Annotated in this window: 17 protein-coding genes and 2 pseudogenes; 9 read left to right on the forward strand and 10 right to left on the reverse strand. The window is 73.1% G+C overall.

Features of this window, described 5'->3' with window-relative positions:
- Positions 1–640: 640 nt before the first annotated feature.
- Complete coding sequence (locus tag RMN57_RS03995; RefSeq protein WP_313761958.1) at positions 641–1609, reverse strand: LLM class F420-dependent oxidoreductase; 969 nt, start codon at positions 1607–1609, stop codon at positions 641–643.
- Positions 1610–1661: 52 nt separating this feature from the next.
- On the opposite strand from RMN57_RS03995, the pseudogene RMN57_RS36990 reads away from it, so the two are divergent.
- The 4 genes and pseudogenes from RMN57_RS36990 to RMN57_RS04015 all read left to right on the forward strand — a co-directional run.
- A pseudogene (locus RMN57_RS36990) lies at positions 1662–1883 on the forward strand (SsgA family sporulation/cell division regulator); the annotation flags it as partial.
- A 28-nt stretch (positions 1884–1911) separates the two neighbouring features.
- On the forward strand, positions 1912–2040 hold the full coding sequence (locus RMN57_RS04000) for a hypothetical protein (protein WP_313761959.1): 129 nt from the start codon (positions 1912–1914) through the stop codon (positions 2038–2040).
- A 330-nt stretch (positions 2041–2370) separates the two neighbouring features.
- Positions 2371–2934: a hemerythrin domain-containing protein gene (locus RMN57_RS04010; protein WP_313761960.1), complete on the forward strand. Its 564-nt coding sequence runs from the start codon at positions 2371–2373 to the stop codon at positions 2932–2934.
- 218 nt (positions 2935–3152) lie between these two features.
- Positions 3153–3668: a hypothetical protein gene (locus RMN57_RS04015; protein ID WP_313761961.1), complete on the forward strand. Its 516-nt coding sequence runs from the start codon at positions 3153–3155 to the stop codon at positions 3666–3668.
- Positions 3669–3733: 65 nt separating this feature from the next.
- Here RMN57_RS04015 and RMN57_RS04020 read toward each other — a convergent pair whose 3' ends face one another.
- The 9 genes and pseudogenes from RMN57_RS04020 to RMN57_RS04055 all read right to left on the reverse strand — a co-directional run bounded on the left by RMN57_RS04020 (position 3734) and on the right by RMN57_RS04055 (position 12424).
- Positions 3734–3883, reverse strand: coding sequence for a hypothetical protein (locus RMN57_RS04020; RefSeq protein WP_313761962.1), 150 nt, complete (start codon positions 3881–3883; stop codon positions 3734–3736).
- A gap of 677 nt (positions 3884–4560) precedes the next feature.
- Positions 4561–4746 (reverse strand): hypothetical protein, encoded by a 186-nt coding sequence (locus tag RMN57_RS04025; protein ID WP_313761963.1) that lies wholly within the window; start codon positions 4744–4746, stop codon positions 4561–4563.
- 33 nt (positions 4747–4779) lie between these two features.
- Entirely contained in the window at positions 4780–5964 is a 1185-nt protein-coding gene (locus tag RMN57_RS04030) for an alcohol dehydrogenase catalytic domain-containing protein (RefSeq protein ID WP_313761964.1), read from the reverse strand.
- A 115-nt stretch (positions 5965–6079) separates the two neighbouring features.
- On the reverse strand, positions 6080–7045 hold the full coding sequence (locus tag RMN57_RS04035; protein WP_313761965.1) for an SDR family NAD(P)-dependent oxidoreductase: 966 nt from the start codon (positions 7043–7045) through the stop codon (positions 6080–6082).
- A pseudogene (locus RMN57_RS36995) lies at positions 7042–7377 on the reverse strand (hypothetical protein); the annotation flags it as partial. The pseudogene RMN57_RS36995 and the gene RMN57_RS04035, both read right to left, overlap by 4 nt.
- A gap of 204 nt (positions 7378–7581) precedes the next feature.
- Positions 7582–8499 (reverse strand): SigB/SigF/SigG family RNA polymerase sigma factor, encoded by a 918-nt coding sequence (locus tag RMN57_RS04040; protein WP_313761966.1) that lies wholly within the window; start codon positions 8497–8499, stop codon positions 7582–7584.
- A gap of 387 nt (positions 8500–8886) precedes the next feature.
- The gene (locus RMN57_RS04045) at positions 8887–9348 is read right to left on the reverse strand and encodes an STAS domain-containing protein (protein ID WP_313761967.1); all 462 of its coding nucleotides are present in this window, start codon (positions 9346–9348) and stop codon (positions 8887–8889) included.
- 576 nt (positions 9349–9924) lie between these two features.
- On the reverse strand, positions 9925–11415 hold the full coding sequence (locus RMN57_RS04050) for a BBE domain-containing protein (protein ID WP_313761968.1): 1491 nt from the start codon (positions 11413–11415) through the stop codon (positions 9925–9927).
- 355 nt (positions 11416–11770) lie between these two features.
- Complete coding sequence (locus RMN57_RS04055; protein ID WP_380234260.1) at positions 11771–12424, reverse strand: TetR/AcrR family transcriptional regulator; 654 nt, start codon at positions 12422–12424, stop codon at positions 11771–11773.
- Between the two features lie 149 nt (positions 12425–12573).
- On the opposite strand from RMN57_RS04055, the gene RMN57_RS04060 reads away from it, so the two are divergent.
- The 5 genes from RMN57_RS04060 to RMN57_RS04080 all read left to right on the forward strand — a co-directional run bounded on the left by RMN57_RS04060 (position 12574) and on the right by RMN57_RS04080 (position 20625).
- Positions 12574–13830 carry an FAD-dependent monooxygenase gene (locus RMN57_RS04060; RefSeq protein ID WP_313761969.1) on the forward strand — a complete coding sequence of 419 codons (1257 nt, stop codon included), beginning with the start codon at positions 12574–12576 and terminating at the stop codon, positions 13828–13830.
- A gap of 123 nt (positions 13831–13953) precedes the next feature.
- Positions 13954–14496 (forward strand): MarR family transcriptional regulator, encoded by a 543-nt coding sequence (locus RMN57_RS04065; protein ID WP_313761970.1) that lies wholly within the window; start codon positions 13954–13956, stop codon positions 14494–14496.
- A gap of 202 nt (positions 14497–14698) precedes the next feature.
- On the forward strand, positions 14699–15154 hold the full coding sequence (locus RMN57_RS04070) for a hypothetical protein (RefSeq protein WP_313761971.1): 456 nt from the start codon (positions 14699–14701) through the stop codon (positions 15152–15154).
- A 199-nt stretch (positions 15155–15353) separates the two neighbouring features.
- On the forward strand, positions 15354–16220 hold the full coding sequence (locus tag RMN57_RS04075) for an NmrA family NAD(P)-binding protein (RefSeq protein WP_313761972.1): 867 nt from the start codon (positions 15354–15356) through the stop codon (positions 16218–16220).
- A gap of 412 nt (positions 16221–16632) precedes the next feature.
- Entirely contained in the window at positions 16633–20625 is a 3993-nt protein-coding gene (locus RMN57_RS04080) for a Pls/PosA family non-ribosomal peptide synthetase (RefSeq protein WP_313761973.1), read from the forward strand.
- The last annotated feature ends 123 nt before the right edge of the window (positions 20626–20748 follow it).

The following is a 20748-nucleotide window of genomic DNA, read 5'->3' on the forward strand; positions in this document are numbered from 1 at the left end:
GGACGCCGGGGGCGGGCCGGGCCTACGGTCGGTGGGGCACCAGCCGCAGGCGCGGGTCGGCGTTGCGCGCGGTGCAGCGCTTACCCGAGCGCCGTGCGTTGATGCGGCTCGCTTGCCGGCCCCACGAATGTTGTCGGCTCGGCGTACGCCGGGCCGGGGCCAGGCAGTACCGGGTTCGGGGTGCCGACGACAGGAGCCGTTGCCGGATCCGGTGGGTGCGCTCGTCGTGGCCCGGATCCTGCCCGGCCGGTGCTGCTCGGCTGCCCGGGCTGGGGAACTCAGCGGTCCCCGACGCCCTTGCGGGCGCTGCCGCCGATGGCCGGCCACCGCAGGCACAGAACCTGAACGTCGCGCGACCAAGGCGAGCGTCGGGAGCATCGGGAAGCTTCCCGGGCCATAGGGCCGACCGGGACGCCCACCCGGCGCCAACGATCGGCCACCCACCAGGACACGCGGCCTGTCCGGCGGCCGAGCCAGTGCGATGCTGCCCCCGTGGATTTGGCAACGTGGGCCCCTGTCCCGGGGTGAGGGGGCGGGGGCCGGGCGGCTGCCTCGCTCCCGGCTCCTGGAGCTGTCGCCAGCCGATGCTTCCGTGTCCGGGCGATAGCGGAGTCCCACCCACGTGCTGGCCTGGACAGCCTCACAGCACTGCTCGCAACGCCGGCAGCAGGGTGTTCTCGGCCCAGTCGAGGAAGGCCGGCTGGCTGTCGCCTCCGACCTGGACGAGTGCGACCTCGCCGAACCCGGCATCGACGAACGGCCGTACCGCCTGGACGAAGTCCTCGACCCGGTCGCCACAGGGGATGGCCTCGGCGACATCATCGGGGCGGACGAACCGGCTCGCGGCGGCGAAGCCCGCGGTCCCGGGCAGTTCGGCGTTGACCTTCCAGCCGCCGCCGAACCAGCGGAACTGCTCGTGGGCCCGTCGCACGGCGGTGTCCCGGTCGGTGTCCCAGGAAACCGGCAACTGGCCCACCGCCGGCTTCCCGGCCCCGCCGTGCTCGGCGAAGCCCGCGACCAGGGCAGGGTCGGGCTCGACGGCGATCGCCAGGTCGGCCAGTCGGCCCGCCAGTTCGCAGGAGTCCGGCCCCGAGACAGCGACGCCGATCGGCGGCACCTGCTTCGGACGGTCCCACAGCCGGGCACCCTCGACGTCGAAGTACCGGCCGTGACGGGTGACGTACCCGCCGTCGAACAGCGCCCGGATGATCTGCACCGCCTCGTCGAGCATCGCCCGGCGCACCGCCACCGCGGGCCAGCCACGGCCGACCACGTGTTCGTTGAGGTTCTCGCCGCTGCCCAGACCGAGCCGGAAGCGGCCCTCGGAGAGCAGCTGCACCGTGGCGGCCTTCTGCGCCACCACCACGGGGTGGTAGCGGAAGGTCGGGCAGGTGACGTAGGTCATCAGCGGGATGCGGGAGGTGGCCTGCGCCGCGGCGCCGAGCACCGACCAGGCGTAGGGGGCGTGGCCCTGCTCGTCCAGCCAGGGGAAGGAGTGGTCCGAGATCACCGAGAAGTCGAAGCCGGCCCGCTCCGCGCGCACCACGTCCGCCACCAGATCCCGCGGCCCGCGCTGCTCGGTCATCATCGTGTATCCGATTCTCACCATGGCCCGCGTCTGCCCCGAACGCGGTGCCCTGCACACGAGCGGGCACTGATTCATCCACCCGTTCCCCTCGACGCGGGTCGACGCCGAGCTCCGGTTCGACGCCACCCTTCGCCATGCGGCGTGCCTGGCGTTCCCGTCGCCTTCGTCCGACTGCGCGAATGGCACGGAGCAGTGCTGGTACTTCGGCCGTGACCTGCTGAACGAGGGCCGCCACTCTCCGACCGGTGACGGAGACGTCAAGATCAGGCCCGGGCCCGCCGGTGAAGTCCTCATCATTCTGCAAGAGCCCGGAGTGTCAGGCGGTGGTCAGCGCCCCGCAGGACTCCATGACCGGCTTCCTCGCGGACTCGTTCACACTGGTGCCCGCCGGGGCGGAGGGCGATCACCTCGACATCGACACACTTCTCGCCCGCCGCCGCGCCCACGACTGACCACATCACACGGTGTCTCCCCCGAGCATGGCGTAGAAGGAGTCCGCGGAGGGAGGGTGAGCCAGGTGCAGCCGTGGATCCCACTGGGGTTCGACCCCGACCGGGCGGATACCGGCGGCGAGCCCGGCGATGACGGATCACGCGGGCTGCGGCCCGGCGGCGCGCCGCCTCCGTCCGCGACCCGGCGCCGGCCCCCCAAGCGGCCCCCGTTCGCTCGAACCTCGCGTCCGATCGGATGAGCCAGACCCGTGCGGCCGGTGACTGCAGGCGCTTCGGGGAACCCCTCCGGGCTGGGCGGGACGACCCCGCCTGAAGGGAACAGGAGGCGAGATGGGGCACGGCGGGAATGTAATCGACGAGCTGATGGCCGACCACCGGGAGGTGGAGGAGATGTTCGCTCGGATCCAGGCGATGACCGGCGGCGGCCAACAGCTGCGCGACCTCGTGGACGAGGTCACCATCGAGCTGGTCCGGCACTCGGTCGCCGAGGAGCAGTACCTCTACCCGGCGGTCCGCGAGCACGTCGAGGGCGGGGACCGGCTCGCCGACAAGGAGCTCGAGGATCACGGCCGCGTCGAGAAGCTCCTCAAGCAGTTGGAGAAGAGCAGGACCGACGATCCGCAGATGAATCTGCTGCTGCAGCAGCTCATGGACGAGGTCGCCGCCCACGTCCAGGACGAGGAGACCAACCTCTTCCCGAGGCTCCGGCAGGCCTGTACGCCCGAGAGGCTGAACGACCTCGGCGACAAGGTCCGCCGCGCCAAGTCCATGGCCCCCACCCGGCCGCATCCCGCCGCCCCGGACACCCCGATGGCCAGCAAGCTGCTGGCACCCGGCGCCGGGCTGGTCGACCGGGCCCGCGACTTCGTGACCGGCCGCGGCAAGAACTCCTGACCCACCCCGGTACCCCGGGTGCGGCAGCCCCTCCGGCCCCGCACCCGGGGTCCGGGCGCGGGGCCGTGACCCGACCAGGCAAGGGTGACGCGCGTCATGTCGCCACCCGGCCCACCCTGCCTACACTGGTCCGCCACAAGCGGAGCAGCGGAGCTCCACAACCGCAGCTCGCGGGGCCCTGTCGGGCGGGCGAGCATGCCCGTCGAGGAGCCACCGCCGTGTCCACCGACCTCTCCCCCGTCATAGCCGCCGGCACCCGCTGGCTTCTGGCCGCCTACCCCCCTGCCCCCGGTGCTCTCAGTCACGCCCTGGGCGAGGCACAGGCCAGGCAGGCGGTCACCCTGGCCTGCGCCCTGCGCTATCCGTCGGAGCTCGACACCCAGCTGCTCCACCTTCTCGGCCCCGGCGGCAGCGACCGGCTGGACTGGCTCACCGGCACCGAGCACGGCAACCTCGACGGCGACGGTGCCTGGCGCACGTGGGTGGACGAGACGGTCGTCAGCTGGGCGGCCTGTCTGCTGGCCGACCCCGCTCTCGCCCGACGCACCCACGACACCGTCACTGCCGCGGGCAGCGACCCGGCCGGGGACGTGACCCGCCTAGCCCGTCCCGGAGAGCACGAGCTGCAGGCGGCACCCCTCCTCAGGCACCCCGATCTCCTCGAACCGGTCGCCACCCTGCACCGGCCGCAGCTCCTGGAGCATCTGGAAGGCGAGAACAGCGCCGTTCGGTAGGCGCGGCCGACCACGGGCCGCATACCGCGGCGGGAGCCCGGCAGGGCCACGAACCAGTGGCGGTTCTACGGCGGCGTGGCGGAGTACTCGAGAAGCCAGCTGAGGGCGCGAGCGGCGCCCAAGGCCCGACGGCGGCTGCGCTGGTCGGCGGAGAACTCGTCCACGATCTCCCAGGCAGCCCCTCGCTCGCCGTCCAGCTGGACGCGGGTCGGCATCGGGCTCAGAGATTCCGCGTGCGTGACGGGTGCGCGGTGCTGCCGGCCGATAGCCCAAGAGAGCGCCTCCCGGGCACCAGCGACCTCGTGGTCAAGGGAGTCTGCGGGCAGGCAGGAGAGAACCGCGTCCACATCCCGCAGTGCGTGGATTCCGATCATTGGCCCACCTGCGGACATGCCTCAGCGTAGTCGGTTCCAGGCCCAGGATGGCGAGCCCGGTGAGCGACAACCACACCAGGACCACGAGGGCCGGCCATTTCGCTATGCCCCACGAAGTAGGAGCCGTGTGGCCTATGCCGAGCACGTCATCCGCCTCTGTACGGCCTGCCCGGGCGATCAATGAAGCGGGCAGGGCTCGCTGAGCGCGGCTCTACGCGGCACCCGGCCGGGTGTGACCGGGCCCCGGAAGGATAGCCGCGTCGCACCGGCGGACGGCCTGTGTCCACCACAGTGTGCTGGCTTTCGATGGCAAGGCTGCGGCGTCTCGCGAGCTTGAGTCAATGGAGACGGCCTCGCTGGTGACGTGCCGCGGATGCCCCGAGGACCGAAAGCACAGTGCAGGCAGGATCGGCAACGTGAAGGCCGCCACGCCGTGGCTGACACCGTCCACGCCCTCATCGGGGCCGCGGACCCCCGGCCGGGGCGTGAGCCGACCCCGCCCGGGGGCAGGACCCGGCTCAGTCGGGTGTCTCCTGCGGCGGCGACTCGTCGGCCGGTTCGGTCACCGCGTACTCCGGGCCGTCCTGCGGTCCTCTCTCCTCCTCGTGTTCGGGCGGTGGACCGCCCTCACCGGTCATCCGGGAGTCCGGGGTCTCCGTCCGTACCGGCGAGTCGTGGGGCACCGGTTCTTCCTGGTCGCTCATCATGTGCTCCTCCAGGGGAGGGAACGGGGTGGGTCAGGGGCGGAAGAGGACCTTGACCACGCCGTCCTGCTTGCGTTGGAACATCTCGTACGCGTGCGGGGCCTCGGCCAGTGGCAGGTGGTGGGTGGCAAAGCCGTCCACGCCGAGGGGATCGGCGTCATCGAGCAGCGGGAGCAGGTCGTCCGTCCAGCGCCGGACGTTCGCCTGGCCCATCTGCAGCCGCAGCTGCTTGTCGAACATGGTCAGCATCGGTAGTGGGTCGGTCATCCCGCCGTACACGCCGGATAGTGAGATCGTGCCGCCGCGACGTACAAGGTCGACCGCGAGATGCAAGGCGTGCAGGCGGTCGAGACCGACCCGGGTCATTAGCCGGGCGGCCAGCGCGTCCGGGAGCAGCGAGGTCATCCGTTGGGCGGCGGTCGCGGCGGGGGAACCGTGGGCCTCCATGCCGACCGCGTCGATCACGGCGTGCGGGCCGCGGCCGTCGGTGAGGTCCCGGACGATGTCGACCACCCGGGAGCCGTGCCGGCCGAGGTCGAGCGTTTCGACGCCGTGTTCCCGGGCGCGTTGCAGCCGCTCGGGCACCAGGTCCACACCGATCACGGTGCCCGCCCCGCGGTGGGCCGCGATGCGGGTGCACATGTCCCCGATCGGGCCGAGGCCGAGCACCGCCACGCTGCCGCCGCGCGGTACCTCCGCGTACTCGACCGCCTGCCAGGCGGTGGGCAGCACGTCCGAGAGCAGCACGTACCGGTCGTCCGGCGGTCCGTGCGGGACCACCATCGGCAGGGTGTTGCCGAACGGCACCCGGAGCAACTCCGCCTGTCCGCCCGGTACCTGGCCGTAGAGCTTGGTGTAGCCGAACAGTGCGGCGCCCGTTCCGTAGGCGTGCACCTGGGTGGTCTCGCACTGGGAGTGCAGGCCGTTCCCGCACATGTGGCAGGTGCCGCAGGAGATGTTGAACGGCACAACCACGCGGTCTCCGACCTTGACCTCGTGGACGGCCCCGCCGGTCTCGCGGACCAGGCCCATCGCCTCGTGGCCCAGGATGTCGCCCTCCTCCAGGAAGGCGCCGAGGACCTCGTAGAGATGCAGGTCGGATCCGCAGAGGCCGGTGGTGGTGACCTCGACGAGGATGTCGGTGGGCTCTTGGATCACCGGGTCGGGGACGGAGTCGACGCGGACGTCACGGCGCCCGTGCCAGGTCACGGCTTTCACGGCTTCTCCTCGTTGACGGGTTCGGCATGGACCGACGGGCCGGGGCTCCGGCCGACGGGTACGGAGCCGGCGACCGGCCCGGCGTCGGCGGTAGCCCCGGCACCTGGCACCCCCCTCAGGACGCCGTGGGCTCGTTGTGGGCCCGGCCGGCGCGGCGCCCGAGGACGGTGAGCCGGTGGACCGGGCCGCCCCGCCGGTGCCGGGCCGCCGCCCGGACACCGGGCACGCCGTGCTCGGGAGCGCCGCCGGCCGACGGCAGCAGCCGCGCCGTCAGGCCGAGCAACCGATCGGTGGTGGCCGGCGCGATCCCGTGGGCGAGCACGGCCGCCTTGGCGAGCGGGGTCAGCACCAGCTCGCGACGGCCGTCCTCGACCGCCCGGACGATCCGGCGGGCCGCCCGCCCGGCGTCCATCGACACCAGCGGCAGCGACGCGGCGGTGGCGAACCACGCGTACTCGCTGCCGGCCCGCCCGGCGAACTCTGCGGCCGTGTGCGAGCCGGTGCGCATCAGCCCCGGCAGCACGGTCGTGACCCGGATCCCGTACTGCGCCAGCTCCGCGCCGAGCCCCTCGGAGAGCCCGGTCAACGCGAACTTGGCGGCCACGTAAGGCAGCAGGTGCGGCGCCGGGATCCGACCACCGATGGAGGCGATCATGACGACCGAGCCCGCGCCGCGGGCCCGCATCGAGGGCAGCACCGCCTGGACCAGGCGCAGCGGGGCCATGACCATCAGCTCGTGCGCCCGCCGGAAGTCCTGCTCCTGCATGGCCGAGACCGGGCCGACCTGGATCAGGCCGGCGTTGTTGACCAGGAGGTCCACATCGGCGCCGAGGCGGTCCCGTGCTGCGGTGAGCAGGCGGCTCGGCGCCTGCGGGTCGGCCAGGTCGCAGGCCGTCGCGGCGACGTCGCCGGGCCGGCCGCGCAGGTCGCGGACGGCCCGCTCCAGTGCCAGCTCGTCCCGGCCGCAGAGCATCACCCGGCAGCCGCGGTTCGCGAGTTCGCCGGCGATCAGCAGGCCCAGCCCCCGGGACGATCCGGTCACCAGGGCGGTACGTCCGGCCAGAACACTCTCGCCGTTCATCGGGTGCGACCTCCTCGGTCGGGGACTCGACCCGGATCGGGTTCGATGCCGAACCCGGCGTGTGCCCACTCCGCCCCCCTCCATGCACGACGGACGGCGCAGCGGCCGCGGGATCCCCCGCCGTGGCTCCCACTCAGGCCAGGGATGTCCTTCTCCAGGGCCTCCAAAGTGGCGGTGCTGGACCCTGTCGAATTCTGCTCGACATCGTGCTGGTAGCGGACGACGAGCAGACCGGTGTTGCCGGTGGCGTCGCGGTCGAGGGAGGAGGAGTAGCTGCGGCGCAGGATGCGGCCGGCGTCCGTCTCGGGGGTGCGGGAGTTGGCGCGGCGGACGTGGGAATCGAGGGGTCAGCGTCCCAGCACAGCCACCAGCGGTCCAGGCGGGTTCGTCTGCGCTCTGCCGGACCCAGACCTGCGGCCATGAGGGCGATGCCCTCGGCATCCCGGGTGGCAGCGCCTTCACGGAAGTCGAACAGGTTGGTGGTGTAGGCGCGGGGTGAGCGACGAGTTCGGCGGGCCGTCAAGGGGTGGCGAGGTTCAGGCGTCCTGGTCGGACTGCTCGGCCCAGCCGGGGGCATCCTTGTCCTCAAGTTGCTCACGCAACCGGGCAAGAACAGCGGCGAGCAGTCGAGAGACGTGCATCTGGGAGACCCCGATCCGGTCGGCGATCTCGGACTGGGTCCGGCCCTCCCAGAAGCGCAGCTTCAGCACGGTCTGCTCGCGCTCGGGCAGCCGGGCGAGCAGCGGGCGGACGGCCGTGCGGAAGTCGGCGAGTTCGATGCCGGGGTCGCAGGAGCCCAGGCGGTCGAGCAGCGCGTTGCCCGCCTCGTCGGTGTCGTGGTCGCGCAGCGCGTCCAGGGAGTTGGGACGGTAGACCCGCCCGGCGACCAGCCCCTCGACGGCCTCCTCCGCGGTGATGTGCAGGTCCTCGGCGATCTCCTCGGGGTGCGGGAGGCGGCCGAGCTGCTGCTCCAGCCGGTCCGAGCCCCGGGCGACGGTGAGGTAGAGCTCCTGCATGCTCCGCGGAACCCGTACCGGCCAGGAGGTGTCGCGGAAGAAGCGCTTGATCTCGCCGGCGATGGTGGGGATGGCGTAGGTCACGAACTCGACGCCGCGCGCGGGGTCGTAGCCGTCCACGGCCTTGATCAGGCCGATCGTGCCGACCTGGAGGATGTCCTCCATGTCCTCGGCCCGGTGCCGGAAGCGGGCGGCGATGAACCGCACCAGCGGCATGTTGAGTTCGATGATCGTGCCGCGCACGTAGCTGTAGGCGTGCGTCTCCCGGGCGAGCCCGGCAAGACGCTCGAACAGCGCGTCGCTGAGTTCACGCGCCTCGGACTTGCCCATGGTCCGCAGCTCGGCCTGGGTCGGCTTCGGCGGCAGGTCGAGCGGGGCCGCTGAGGGCGTGGCACAGGCCGGACGGGCCGGGCCGCCGGTTTGGACGGTGGTGGACACGGTGACGCTCCTGGTCAGGGGGGCGAATGCCCGCAATCGCGGGCGGCTCGCGCTCGCGCGTCACGGGATTCCTTCCCAAGGACTCGTGCCCGGCTTCTTCAAGCGACGGTCCTGGGGCACCCGGTACGGGTGCGCAAGCGGCCGGCCGTCTCCGTAACCGCTTCACCCCGGTCCTACCCTAAGCACGACACTTAATTCATGTTTCAGATGATTTGCTAGGTTTCTTCGAGAAGATGCCGACTGGCAATGATCCCCGCAACGCCTCCGCACTGCCGGGGCCGCCCTGCAGCATGTGTCCGCGCGGCTGACCAGATCGTCGTACTCAAGGTCAGAGAACCGCCACACCGGGCTCCGCCAGTGCGGAACCCTCGACGGGGTCTACTGCGGCTACGGCCGCAAGATGAGCGGCTGGATCTCCACCCGGACGTCCTCGGCCGATCCCGTCACCGGTCCGCCGCGGGCGCCGTGCAGCGCCCGATGAAGGGTGGGGCGGATCGCGAAGACCAGGCCGGCCTCGGTGATCCCGAAGACGCGCAGCACCGTCCGGCTAGGCGCCGCGAGGACCAGGGTGACGTCGTGGGCGAGCGCGGCGCGGCGGGCGCAGAGCAGGGCATTCAGGCCGCTGGAGGTGAACAGCTCGACGCCCGACAGGTCGACGGCCAGCAGGGCGGGGTGGGTGGCGATGGCCCGGCTGAGGGTGCGGCGGACCTGATCCTCGTTGTCCATGTGCAGGTCCCCGGTGAACGCGCACACCATCGCGTCGCCGACGATGCTGACGGTGATCTTCAAGTCTCGGGCGAAGACCGCGTGGGGCGTGAAGGACTGCACGGGACGGCCGTGGTATGTCATGGCGTCTCCCGGCCCACCAGAGGCTCCGCCGCCCTTGGGGCGGCGGGCCGGGGCATCCATGTCCACACAGGTGCGGGAGACAGTGCGGCGACAGCCGACAGGCATCCGGCGAGCGTCACGATGACACCAACCGGTACCCCCACCCTACGCCGCCGCACCGAGACCAGCCTCTACCAAGGAGCTCAGCCAACCACTGCTCCTACCGGCAGCTCGCCACACCAGGACGCTCCTCGTTCACCAGCCCAGCTATGGGTAGACGGGAAGCCACGGAGGACACGGCAGGCGTTCTCCGGACTCGCCGGCCGGTTCCGACCAGAGAGCCGCCCTTAACCCCATCGCGCCTGACTATCCATCAGCCGAGGTCAGCAAAAGTCAGCATCAGTCCCAGTAGACCCTCCCAAAGATGCGCACACCTGAGAACGCTGACCCTGGCACACCGGACCCGCTCCGGCCCCTCGAGGCGGTCGGGCAAGCCGACCACCCTCAGGCAAGTCGTCACGCTGAGCACCTTTACTCACACCATTCGCCCCGATATCATCCGGTTACCGGATGGTGGACATGGCTCTGCGTGCATGGTCAGGACGGCAGGGTGATCGACTGGGCGTGGTGGAACACGTTCCGCTCGTCCCAGGTCTTCTTCGCCCGCTGCAGGCGGCTGTAGTTCCGCTTGTAGTACAGCCGCTGGTACGGCGGATTCGGTTGGCCGGCCACGCCGAGGTCGACGTCCGGGTAGTTGACGTAGGCGCCGTCGGTGTCGGTGTCGATCTCCGGAATGCCGCCGGTCGCCCGGTAGACGTCCCGGTACAGGCCGGAGAGGTAGGCGAGGTGGGCCGAGTCCTCGGCCGGGTCGGTCCAGTACGTCTGGTACTGCAGCTTCATGATCGAGTCGCGCTGCGGGACGGCCGTCTCCGCGGGCTTGTACGCGTTGATCCGGCAGCCGTACGAGTCGATCTGGACCAGCGTCTGGGTGAGGTCGACGTCGGGCACGTCCTTGGTCAGCCACACCCAGAAGGCGTCGACGTGCGCCTTGGTGAACGGCGTGCGGTGGTAGGCCGACTTGTACTTGCCGCGCTGGTTGTCCCCCGAGGGGTTGAGCGTCATCGTCGCCTGGAACCACGGCATCTGCCGGCTCCTGTCCGGGTACGGCAGGAACAGGCCGCCGGCGCTGTACGTCTGGATGGTGGAGGGGGTCTTCATCCCGGCCTCGACGGCGGCCAGGAACCCTTCCAGCGACCTCGGGTCGTCCTGGTCCCACTGGCTGAGCAGGACGACGTTCCCGTTCGAACGGTGGGTCAGTTTGAGAATGGCGAACAGGCCCCGGTAGACGGTCTCCGAGGCGCTGCTGTGCTGGGCGAAGAAGGCCGCGAAGTTGTCCACCAGGCGGTGGAAGTCCTCGGGCTCCTTGATCAGGTCGGCCCACGGCCAGGCGATGCTGCTCAGCCAGACCCGCGGCGGCGGCTTCGGGATGTCCCTGCGGAAGTGGTAGCGCAGCACGATGCCGAAGTTCCCGCCGCCTCCGCCGGTGTGCGCCCAGAAGAGGTCCCGCTCCGGCGAGCCCTCGGGGTCGTCCCGGTGGGCCCGGGTGACCTCGACCCTGCCGCCGCGGACGGTCACCACGTCCACCTGCGCCAGGTGGTCCACCGTCAGCCCGTTCCGCCGGGAGAGCAGCCCGTATCCGCCGCCGCAGATGTGCCCGCCGGCACCCACCGAGTAGCAGGAGCCGGCCGGGATCGTCACGCCGAACCTGCGGAACATTGTCGTGTAGACGTCCCAGTTGGTGGCGCCGCCGTCCACGGCGTAGGTGGTCGTGCCGTACTTGTCCGTCGCCGTACGGACCCCGCGCATGGTGCTGAGGTCGAGGATGACGCCCTTGTCGTTGTCGACGAAGCCCTCGTAGCAGTGTCCGCCGGCCCGGACCGTCGGCCGCAGCCCCTTGTCGAGCGCGGCCTTCAGCCCGGCCACCGCGTCGGCCTCGCTCCCCACCAGCCGGATGTAGGCCGGCGTGCTCGACCACCGCTGGTTGAAGCCCTGGCTGAGCGTCTGGTAGCGCGGATCGCTCGGGAACACGAACTGCCCCTCCGACACGGCGGCCGGCCCGGCCCAGGCCGGACCCGCACCGGCGGCCAGGCCCGCGGAAGCGGCCGGCACCCCCGCGGCCGCCATTCCGGCGGTACCCAGAAAACCGCGACGGGAGAATTCATGACGCATGTTCAGGACCCACTTCCTCGGCGTGGAGAAGCTGGCAGCCGCACGCTAGCACGGGCCATCTGGCCTGCCCGGGAAGTGAGTCCCTACACGAAGTAGTGTGACTGTAGGTCCGTTCCGGAATGGTTCACGGAATACTGAGACGGAATACGCGACCGGCGCAGCCCGGCCGTGGACTTCGACGATTCACCGTCGCGCACGGGCCCGTGGCGTCCGCTCACTCCGGCGGCGGCGTCCGCGACCCCGGAGGTCCCGCGGACGGCGCCTCCGGAGCAGCGCCGCCCGGACTGCGCAGGGCCGCGGCGACCAGCCCCTCGATCTCGTCCTGCCGGACGCCGCCCCCGCAGACCAGGCGGTCGAAGACCAGGCCGTCGATGCAGGCCAGCAGGGTGAGGGTGCGCCCCTCCGGGTCCGGTACGCCCTGGGCCGCGACGAAGGCGCGGACGACGGCCCGACCGGCGTTCTCCCGGGGGACGAGGATCTCGCGCAGCTCCGGATCGCGCACGCTCTCCACCGCACAGGCGTACCGCGCGAGCGAACGCCGCCGACCCTCGCCGGTGAGACGGCGGTCGGTCAACGCGGCGATGCCGTGGGCCAGTTCCTCGGCCGACCGGAGGGCGGGCACCTCCTCCCCCATCCCCTGCAGCTCGCCCTGGTCCAGCTCGACCAGCCGCCGGACGAGCGCGGTGAGCAGCGCCTGCCGGGTGCGCAGGTACGCGGAGGTGGTGCCGAGGGGCAGTCCGGCCGCGGCGTCGACCGCCCGGTGGGTGAGCCCGCGCATGCCCGCGTCGGCCAGTACGCCGATCGCCGCGTCCGCCAGGATCGTCCGGCGGTCCGGTCGCCCCGCGCCCGTCCCGCCGTCGGCCGCCACACCCGAGCCTTGGTTGTCCGCTTCACGCACCCCCTCTTTCTACACCCGTAGTAGGCCGGAGTACGCTCCTTCTACAGCTGTAGAAGCCCGGCGTGGGAAGAGTCGGCGCGCGGGCGCAGGGCCAGAGCCTCGGATCAGGGAGGGCAGCCATGAGCGGCAGGGACGGCACGGGCGGCAAGGTCGGCGGCAAGGTCGGCGGGACCGCGGTCGTCGTCGGGGGCGGGATCGGCGGGCTGGCCGCCGCGATCGGACTCCGGCTTGCGGGGTGGGAGGTCACCGTGGTCGAGCGCAGGCCGGAACTCGACGACGCGGGGGCCGGCATCTCGCTGGCCGCCAACGGGCTGCGGGCACTCACCGCGCTCGGCGTCGGCGAGGCGGTGGAGGCCGCCTCGCGCCGCCAGTACACCGGCGGCACCCGCACTCCGGACGGGCGCCGGCTGGCCCGGATGGACGGCGCGGCCCTGGAGCGCGAGCTGGGCGCGCCGATCATCGGCATACCGCGCGCCACGTTGCACCGGATCCTGCGTGCGGCGCTGCCCGCCGAGGCCCTGGTCGTCGGCGCGGAGGTCACGGAGGTCACGGAGGGTGTGGATGTCACGGCGGTCACGGCGGTGGACACCTCACCCCGGGCGCGGGTCCGCGTCCAGTACGGCGACACCGCGGTCGACGCGGATCTGGTGGTGGGGGCCGACGGAATCGGCAGCGCCCTGCGCCGACGGCTGTTCCCGGACCACCCGGGGCCGGTGTACAGCGGCTCGACGGTGCTCCGGGCGATCACCACCCACCCCGTCGAGGGACTGGACGCGGACTTCGAGCTGACCTGGGGACACGGCGCCGAGTTCGGCCACATCGCGTTCACCGACGGGCGCGCCGAGTGGCACGCGGTGCTCAACGCCCCGGCCGGGGTCCGCCACCGGGACCCGCTCGCCGAGCTGCGCCGCCGCTTCGCCGACTGGCACGACCCGATCCCGGCACTGCTGGCGGCGACCCGCCCGGACGCCGTACTGCACCACGACGTCAACGAGTTGGCCACCCCGCTCCCCTCCTTCACGGCGGGCCGGACCGCCCTGCTCGGCGACGCCGCGCACGCGATGACCCCGAACCTCGGCCAGGGAGCATGCCAGGCCCTGGAGGACGCGGTGGTCCTGGCTGCCGCGGTCGGGGCGGAAGGCACCGTCGAGGCGGCGCTCGCCCGCTACGACACCGAGCGGCGCCCGCGCAGCCAGGCGGTGGCCCGCGACGCCCGGCGCGCAGGGCGGATGGGCCAACAGCTCGCGCACCCCATGGCGGTGGCCGTCCGCAACGCGGCGATCCGGCTGACCCCGCCCGGCGTGATGGTCCGCACGGCCCTGCGCCACGCCGACTGGACTCCGCCGCGCATCACGGCGGGCACTGCACGAGCCTGATCGCGCGCGTCGCCGGTCGACGGCCCGACCCCCGGCCCCGGCCCCCGTCGGGGACGGGGCCCTCGCCGCCCGGCGGGATCACCACGCTTGACGAGCGAAGTGATTAGCCGCCATATTACTTTCATGACCCGGCACCGCCCCGTGCACGACTCCACTCAGGGCGCCGACCACGGCGCACCCACGCTCGACCAGGCCCGCCGCCAGCTCAACCGGTACGGCCTCTCGGCCGACCCGCAGGCCGTCCTGGTCGCCGCGCGGCTGATGGCGGCCGGCGCACGGCTCGGACAGGCCGGGGAGGCACACTTCGCCCGCTTCGGGCTCTCCACCGGCCGGTACCGGCTGCTCGCCGACCTGGAGGACCACGGCGGCGAGAAGTCGCCGTCCCAGCTGGCGGCGAGCCTCGGGGTGTCGCGGGCGACCGTGACCGGCCTGGTCGACGGGCTCGAACGGGAGGGCCTGGTCGCCCGGCGGCCGTCCACCGAGGACGGTCGCGGCAACGTGGTCGTCCTGACGGCGCTCGGCGCCGAGCGCCTGCGCGAGCTGGCGCCCGAGCACTTCGCCCGCATGGAGGCCATGGTCGGCGGCCTCACGGTCGAGGAACGCACGCTGTTCCTCGATCTGCTGGCCCGACTGGTCGAGGGCATGTCCGCCCTCACCGCCGACTGACCGACGCATCGCCGGGCCGCACGCCCGACCCACCGCCGAGCCGCACACCTTACCCACCGCCGGCTCCTGCCCGGCTCTCCGCACGACGACCCCGGCACGCCGGCACCCTGATCGACCTCCTCCACCCTTCACCACACCCACATAGTTAGCCAGCTAAGCACTAATACTTAGCCGCCTAACCAAAGGCGCAAAGGAGCCACCCATGCCGAGGAAGGCCATCTCCCCCGCCAAGCCGCCACCGTTCGTCCTCTGGCGCGAGGTCCTGGTCGCCTACGCGATGCCCGCCGTGATGGCCGGCATCGGCGGCGCCGCGACCGGGCAGTCCGAGCTGATGATCGCAGCGGCCACCACCATCGGCGGCACCTCCGCCGTGGTCGCCACCCTGCTCGGTGCCCGACTGCTCCGCCGCCCGGACCGCTCCTGGACGCTCCGGCCGCCGCGCGCGCTGCTGGCCGCCGGATTCGGGATCACCGCCGCCGCCCTCGCCCTGCTGGCCGGCTGGTCCGGCGCGCACTGGCTCCCGCGGATACCGACCCTGGCGGACAGCCCGTGGCCCGCCCGCCTCCGGATCGACCTCCCGGTCTCCGCGGCGATCGCCGCCACCGTGACCACCTGGCGCTGGCGCGGCAGCCGTCCGCGCCGCCACCGACAGCACTGACCCGACCTCCGTCCACTCCGGCTCACACGCGCAGATCACCCGACCGGAGGGCAGGTCCGGACCACACGACCGGCTCACCCGACCGGACCGGGCGACCGAACCACACGCCCGGAGCGGGCGACCCGGTCCAGCCACCGATCCACCCCCCGGACCACCCACCCCTTTACACCGGCAATCCAGAACCAGAAAGGCAGACGACATGATCGTCATCATGGGCGCCAGCGGCGCCACCGGCGGCGCCACCCTCACCAGCCTGGCCCGACTCGGCGTCCCGGCCCGCGCCCTCAGCCGCGACCCCGGCCGGCTCCTGGCCGGCCTCGACGGGCACACCCGCACCCTGGTCGAGCCGGTGTACGCCGACGCCGGCGACCCGGACTCGCTGCGCGCGGCCTTCCGCGGCGCCCGCGGGCTCCTCCTCACCATGGCCAACGGTCCGCAGCAGGTCGAACACGAGCTGCGCGCCATCGACGCGGCCGTGGCCGCCGGCGTCGAGCACATCGCCAAGATCTCCGCTCCGGCCGCCGAGCCGGACTCGCCGGTCGCCGTCTCGCGCGGCCACCACCTGGTCGAGCAGCACCTGCGCGCCTCGGGTGTCACCGCGACCGTGCTGAGGCCGTACGCGTTCATGCAGAAGCTCCTGCTGCTCGCCCCCGGGATCGCCGCGGCCGGCCTGATCCACGGCGCGATGGGCACCGCGCCCTGCAACTACATCGACTGCCGGGACATCGGTGACGCCGCAGCCGCCGTCCTGACCCGGCCCGAGCAGGCCGGGCGGACGTACGAGCTGACCGGCGGGCGCGCGTACAGCCACCCGGAGCTCGCCGCGCTGCTGGGCACGCTGCTCGGGCGGCCGGTCCGGTACATCGACCTGCCGCCCGGGGAGCTCCACGCGCACCTGGTCCGCCGCGCCGGAATGCCCGACTGGCTGGCCACCCACGTCGTCGAGATCCAGCGGCTCGCGGTGGACCGTCCGGAGCACCCCGACGACGCGCTCTCCCGACTCCTCGGACACGCCCCGCGTACCCTGGAGATGTTCCTGAACGAGCACCTCGACCGCTTCCGCTGATCCGCGGCGACGCGCCGACAGCCGCCCGGAGGGCCCCGGACCGGGGCGATCCGGGCGGCCGCCACCCGGAGGGAGTAGAGATCCGGTGTGGCGTGGACCACAATCGGAAAATGCACCTGACGATCCGTCAAAACGACTGACACTCCGCCACAACCTACTCACGCAAGTTCAGTTGTTACTTGACGTGCCGTCAGATTCAGCTGTCCTGGGGCGAGTTGAGCGGAGTGTCGGGCAGCTCCCGGTTCACCGCCCCGAGGTACCATCGGTTGGGTTGTCTGCTCCGGCCCCGGAGTGGGATCACCCGACCAGGCGAATCAGGCGAGTGTTCCCACCGCCCCCAAGGGCCGGAAACCGGTCGGAACCAGAAGCCGGTCGGAACCAAGGGGCTAGGACGAGGAGCACACGGGCTGCCATGACAGCTGAACCGAGCCAGACCCAGACGGAGCAGGCACCGCAGGCACCGCAGGCCCCCTGCGCCGGGCCGGCCCCGACGGAGCCCGCGGCGGAACCCGCGGAACCCGCGACACCCCCGGCGGTCGCGGCCCCGGCCGAGGCGCCCGCCGAGCCCGCGCGGGCACTGTTCCCCGGCCGGCAGGCTCCCGCCCCGCGCACCCTGCTCGACATCCTGGACGCCACCGTCCGCAGCCACCCCCACGAGGCGGCGCTGGACGACGGCCGCACCGTGCTCAGCTACCGGGCGCTCGCCGCCGAGGTCGAGCAGCTGCGCCGCCGGCTCGCCGCCGCCGGGATCGGCACCGGCGACCGGGTCGGCATCCGCGTCCCCTCCGGCACCAACGACCTCTACGTGGCCATCCTCGCCGTGCTCGCCGCCGGCGCGGCCTACGTGCCGGTGGACGCCGAGGACCCTGACGAGCGCGCCCAGCTGGTCTTCGAGGAGGCCGCCGTCGCCGCCGTGCTCGGCGCCGACCGTGCACTCGCCGTCACCGGGGTGTCGCGCCCCGCCGCCGCCGCGGGCCGGCCGACCCCGGCGGACGACGCCTGGATCATCTTCACCTCCGGCTCCACCGGCCGCCCCAAGGGCGTCGCCGTCACCCACCGCAACGCGGCGGCCTTCGTCGACGCCGAGGCCGCGCTCTTCCTCCAGGACGAGCCGATCGGCCCCGGCGACCGCGTCATGGCCGGTCTCTCCGTCGCCTTCGACGCCTCCTGCGAGGAGATGTGGCTGGCCTGGCGCTACGGCGCCTGCCTGGTGCCCGTCCCCCGCTCCCAGGTGCGCAGCGGCGCCGACCTCGGCCCGTGGCTCGCCGAGCAGGAGATCACCGTCGTCTCCACCGTGCCCACGCTGGCCGCGCTCTGGCCGGCCGAGGCGCTGAACGAGGTCCGACTGCTGATCTTCGGCGGTGAGGCCTGCCCGCCCGAGCTGGTGCAGCGGCTGGTCACCGAGGGCCGCGAGGTCTGGAACACCTACGGGCCGACCGAGGCCACCGTGGTCGCCTGCGCGGCGCTGCTGACCGGCGACGGCCCGGTCCGGATCGGTCTGCCGCTGGACGGCTGGGACCTCGCCGTGGTCGACGAGGGCGGCGAGCCGGTCGCCGCGGGCGCCACCGGCCAGCTGGTGATCGGCGGCGTCGGCCTGGCCCGCTACCTGGACCCGGAGAAGGACGCCGAGAAGTACGCCCCGCTGCCCTCGCTCGGCTGGGAGCGCGCCTACCGCAGCGGCGACCTCGTCCAGGCCGACCCGGCGGGCCTGCTCTTCCTCGGGCGCGCCGACGAGCAGATCAAGCTCGGCGGGCGCCGGATCGAGCTCGGCGAGGTCGACGCCGCCCTGCAGGCGCTGCCCGGCGTCGCCGGCGCGGCCGCCGCGGTCCGGACCGCGCGCGGCGGCAACCAGCTGCTGGTCGGCTACCTGGTCACCAAGGAGGGCTGGGACCGCGAGGCCGCCGTCGAGCGGCTGCGCGCCGAGCTGCCCGCCGCCCTGGTGCCGCTGCTCGCCCCGGTCGAGTCGCTGCCCACCCGCACCTCCGGCAAGGTCGACCGCAACGCCCTGCCCTGGCCGCTGCCCGACCTGGACACGGCCGGCCCGACCGAGCAGCTCTACGGCACCGAGGCCTGGCTGGCCGAGCAGTGGGCCGAGATCCTCGGGGTGCCGGTGAGCGGGCCCCGCGAGGACTTCTTCGCCGTCGGCGGCGGCAGCCTGGCCGCCGCCCGGCTGACCACCCTGCTGCGCACCCGCTACCCGAACGTCGCGGTGCTGGACATCTACCAGCAGCCGACGCTGCGCAAGCTCGCCCGCCACCTGGAGCGCACCGCCGCGCAGGGCGGCGAGACGCGCACGGTCGCGCCGGTGCCGACCCGGGCCAAGCTGCTCCAGCTGCTCCTGCTGATCCCGCTCTTCACCGTGGTCGGGCTGCGCTGGAGCGTCGCGCTGCTGGCGCTCGGCAACGTGCTGTCCTGGTTCGGCGACTACCCGTGGGCGCCCACCGCCTCCTGGTGGGCCGTCGGCGCGGGCGCGCTGGCGCTCTTCAGCCCGGCAGGCCGCCTCGCGGTCGGGGCCGGCGGTGCCCGGCTGCTGCTGCGCGGCCTGCGCCCCGGCAGCTACCCGCGCGGCGGCTCCGCCCACCTGCGGCTCTGGGCGGCCGAGCGGCTCGCCGAGGCCAGCGGTGCCACTTCGCTCTCCGGCGCCTGGCTGACCCGCTACGCCCGGGCGCTCGGCGCCAAGGTCGGCCCCGAGGTGGACCTGCACTCCCTGCCGCCGGTGACCGGCATGCTCAAGCTCGGCCGGGGCTGCGCAGTGGAGGCCGAGGTCGACCTCTGCGGCTACTGGCTGGACGGCGACCGGCTGGAGGTCGGCCAGGTCAAGGTCGGCTCCGGCGCCCTGGTCGGCACCCGGTCGACGCTGCTGCCCGGTGCCCGGATCGGCAAGCGGGCCCAGGTCGTGGCCGGCTCCAGCGTCACCGGCCACGTCCCGACCGGACAGCGCTGGGGCGGCGCGCCCGCCGTGAAGCTGGGCCGCGCCGAGCGGACCTGGCCCAAGGACCGCCCGCACCGCCGGGCCCGCTGGGCCGCGCTCTACGGCGCCAGCGGCGCCGTGCTGAGCCTGCTCCCGGTGGTCCCGGCGATCGCCGGGCTGGCCGTGCTGAGCCGCTTCGTCCACCCCGGCGAGGGGCTCGCCGCGGCGCTCGGCGGCGCCCTGCTCGGCCTGCTGCCGGCCACCCTGGCCTACGGCGCGGTCTACGCGGCGCAGCTCGTCGCGGCCGTCCGACTGCTGAGCATCGGGCTGACGCCGGGGACGCACCCGCTGCACGGGCGGATCGGCTGGCAGGCCTGGACGGTGACCCAGCTGATGGACCAGGCCCGCGAGGTGCTGTTCCCGCTGTACGCCGGTCTGGTCACGCCGCTGTGGCTGCGGGCGCTCGGCATGAAGGTCGGCCGCGGCGCGGAGGTCTCCACGGTGCTGGCGCTGCCGAGCCTGACCACCGTCGGTGACGGCGCCTTCCTGGCCGACGACACCCTGATCGCCCCGTACGAGCTGGGCGGCGGCTGGGTGCGCCTCGGTGAGGCTAAGGTCGGCGAGCGGGCCTTCCTCGGCAACTCCGGGATGACCGCGCCGGGCCGCTCGGTGCCCAAGCGCGGCCTGGTCGGCGTGCTCTCGGCGACGCCGGCGAAGGCCAAGAAGGGCAGCTCCTACCTGGGCATGCCCCCGATGAAGCTGCCGCGGGCGGCCGACGTGGCCGACCAGAGCCTCACCTACGAGCCGCCGGCGCGGCTGCTCTGGGCCCGCGGGCTGGTGGAGCTCGGCCGGCTGCTGCCGGTGCTGGCCTCGGGCGCGCTCGGCGCGCTGACCCTCGCCGCGCTCTCCTGGCTGACGACGGAGTGGTCGCCGGTGGCGGCGGCGCTGCTCTCCGGCCTCGTGCTGCTGGCCGCCGGCGGTACGGCCTGCCTGGTCGCGGTGGCAGCGAAGTGGCTGCTGGTCGGCCGGTTCCGGGCCGTCGAGCACCCGCTTTGGAGCGGCTTCGTCTGGCGCAACGAGCTCGCCGACACCTTCGTCGAGGTGCTGGCGGTGCCGTGGCTGGTCGGCGCGGTGCCGGGCACCCCGGTGCTCAACCTCTGGCTGCGGGCGCTCGGCGCCGGCGTCGGCCGGGGCGTGTGGTGCGAGAGCTACTGGCTGCCCGAGGCCGACCTGGTCACCCTCGGCGACGGCGTGAGCATCAACCGGGGCTGCGTGGTGCAGACCCACCTCTTCCACGACCGGATCATGCGGATGGATACTGTGGTCCTCCGCGAGGGCGCCACCCTGGGCCCGGGCGGCATCGTGCTGCCAGGCAGTACGGTGGGCGCGCGCAGCACGCTGGGCCCGGCCTCGCTGGTGATGCGCGCCGAGTCCGTTCCCGCGGACACCCGGTGGCTGGGCAATCCGATCGAGGTGTGGCAGACCACCTCGTGACCGGCCCGGCCTCCCCGGCACCCGCCGGACCCGTCCCGTCCGCATCCACCGACCCCGCGACGGCTGCCACGTCCCGCCTGTCCCCCAGCTCGTACTCGCAGGGAGCGCACGACCCGGTGAAAT

The sequence above is a fragment of the Kitasatospora sp. CM 4170 genome (assembly GCF_032110285.1).
Lineage (GTDB): Bacteria > Actinomycetota > Actinomycetes > Streptomycetales > Streptomycetaceae > Kitasatospora > Kitasatospora aburaviensis.

Excerpts from the sequence above, each read along its gene's own strand:
- RMN57_RS03995 (WP_313761958.1), bottom strand. The coding sequence starts at position 1,609 with ATGGTGAGAATCGGATACACGATGATGACCGAGCAGCGCGGGCCGCGG.
- RMN57_RS04010 (WP_313761960.1), top strand. The coding sequence starts at position 2,371 with ATGGGGCACGGCGGGAATGTAATCGACGAGCTGATGGCCGACCACCGG.
- RMN57_RS04020 (WP_313761962.1), bottom strand. The coding sequence starts at position 3,883 with ATGCCGACCCGCGTCCAGCTGGACGGCGAGCGAGGGGCTGCCTGGGAG.
- RMN57_RS04025 (WP_313761963.1), bottom strand. The coding sequence starts at position 4,746 with ATGAGCGACCAGGAAGAACCGGTGCCCCACGACTCGCCGGTACGGACG.
- RMN57_RS04035 (WP_313761965.1), bottom strand. The coding sequence starts at position 7,045 with ATGAACGGCGAGAGTGTTCTGGCCGGACGTACCGCCCTGGTGACCGGA.
- RMN57_RS04045 (WP_313761967.1), bottom strand. The coding sequence starts at position 9,348 with ATGACATACCACGGCCGTCCCGTGCAGTCCTTCACGCCCCACGCGGTC.
- RMN57_RS04060 (WP_313761969.1), top strand. The coding sequence starts at position 12,574 with ATGAGCGGCAGGGACGGCACGGGCGGCAAGGTCGGCGGCAAGGTCGGC.
- RMN57_RS04065 (WP_313761970.1), top strand. The coding sequence starts at position 13,954 with ATGACCCGGCACCGCCCCGTGCACGACTCCACTCAGGGCGCCGACCAC.
- RMN57_RS04070 (WP_313761971.1), top strand. The coding sequence starts at position 14,699 with ATGCCGAGGAAGGCCATCTCCCCCGCCAAGCCGCCACCGTTCGTCCTC.
- RMN57_RS04075 (WP_313761972.1), top strand. The coding sequence starts at position 15,354 with ATGATCGTCATCATGGGCGCCAGCGGCGCCACCGGCGGCGCCACCCTC.
- RMN57_RS04080 (WP_313761973.1), top strand. The coding sequence starts at position 16,633 with ATGACAGCTGAACCGAGCCAGACCCAGACGGAGCAGGCACCGCAGGCA.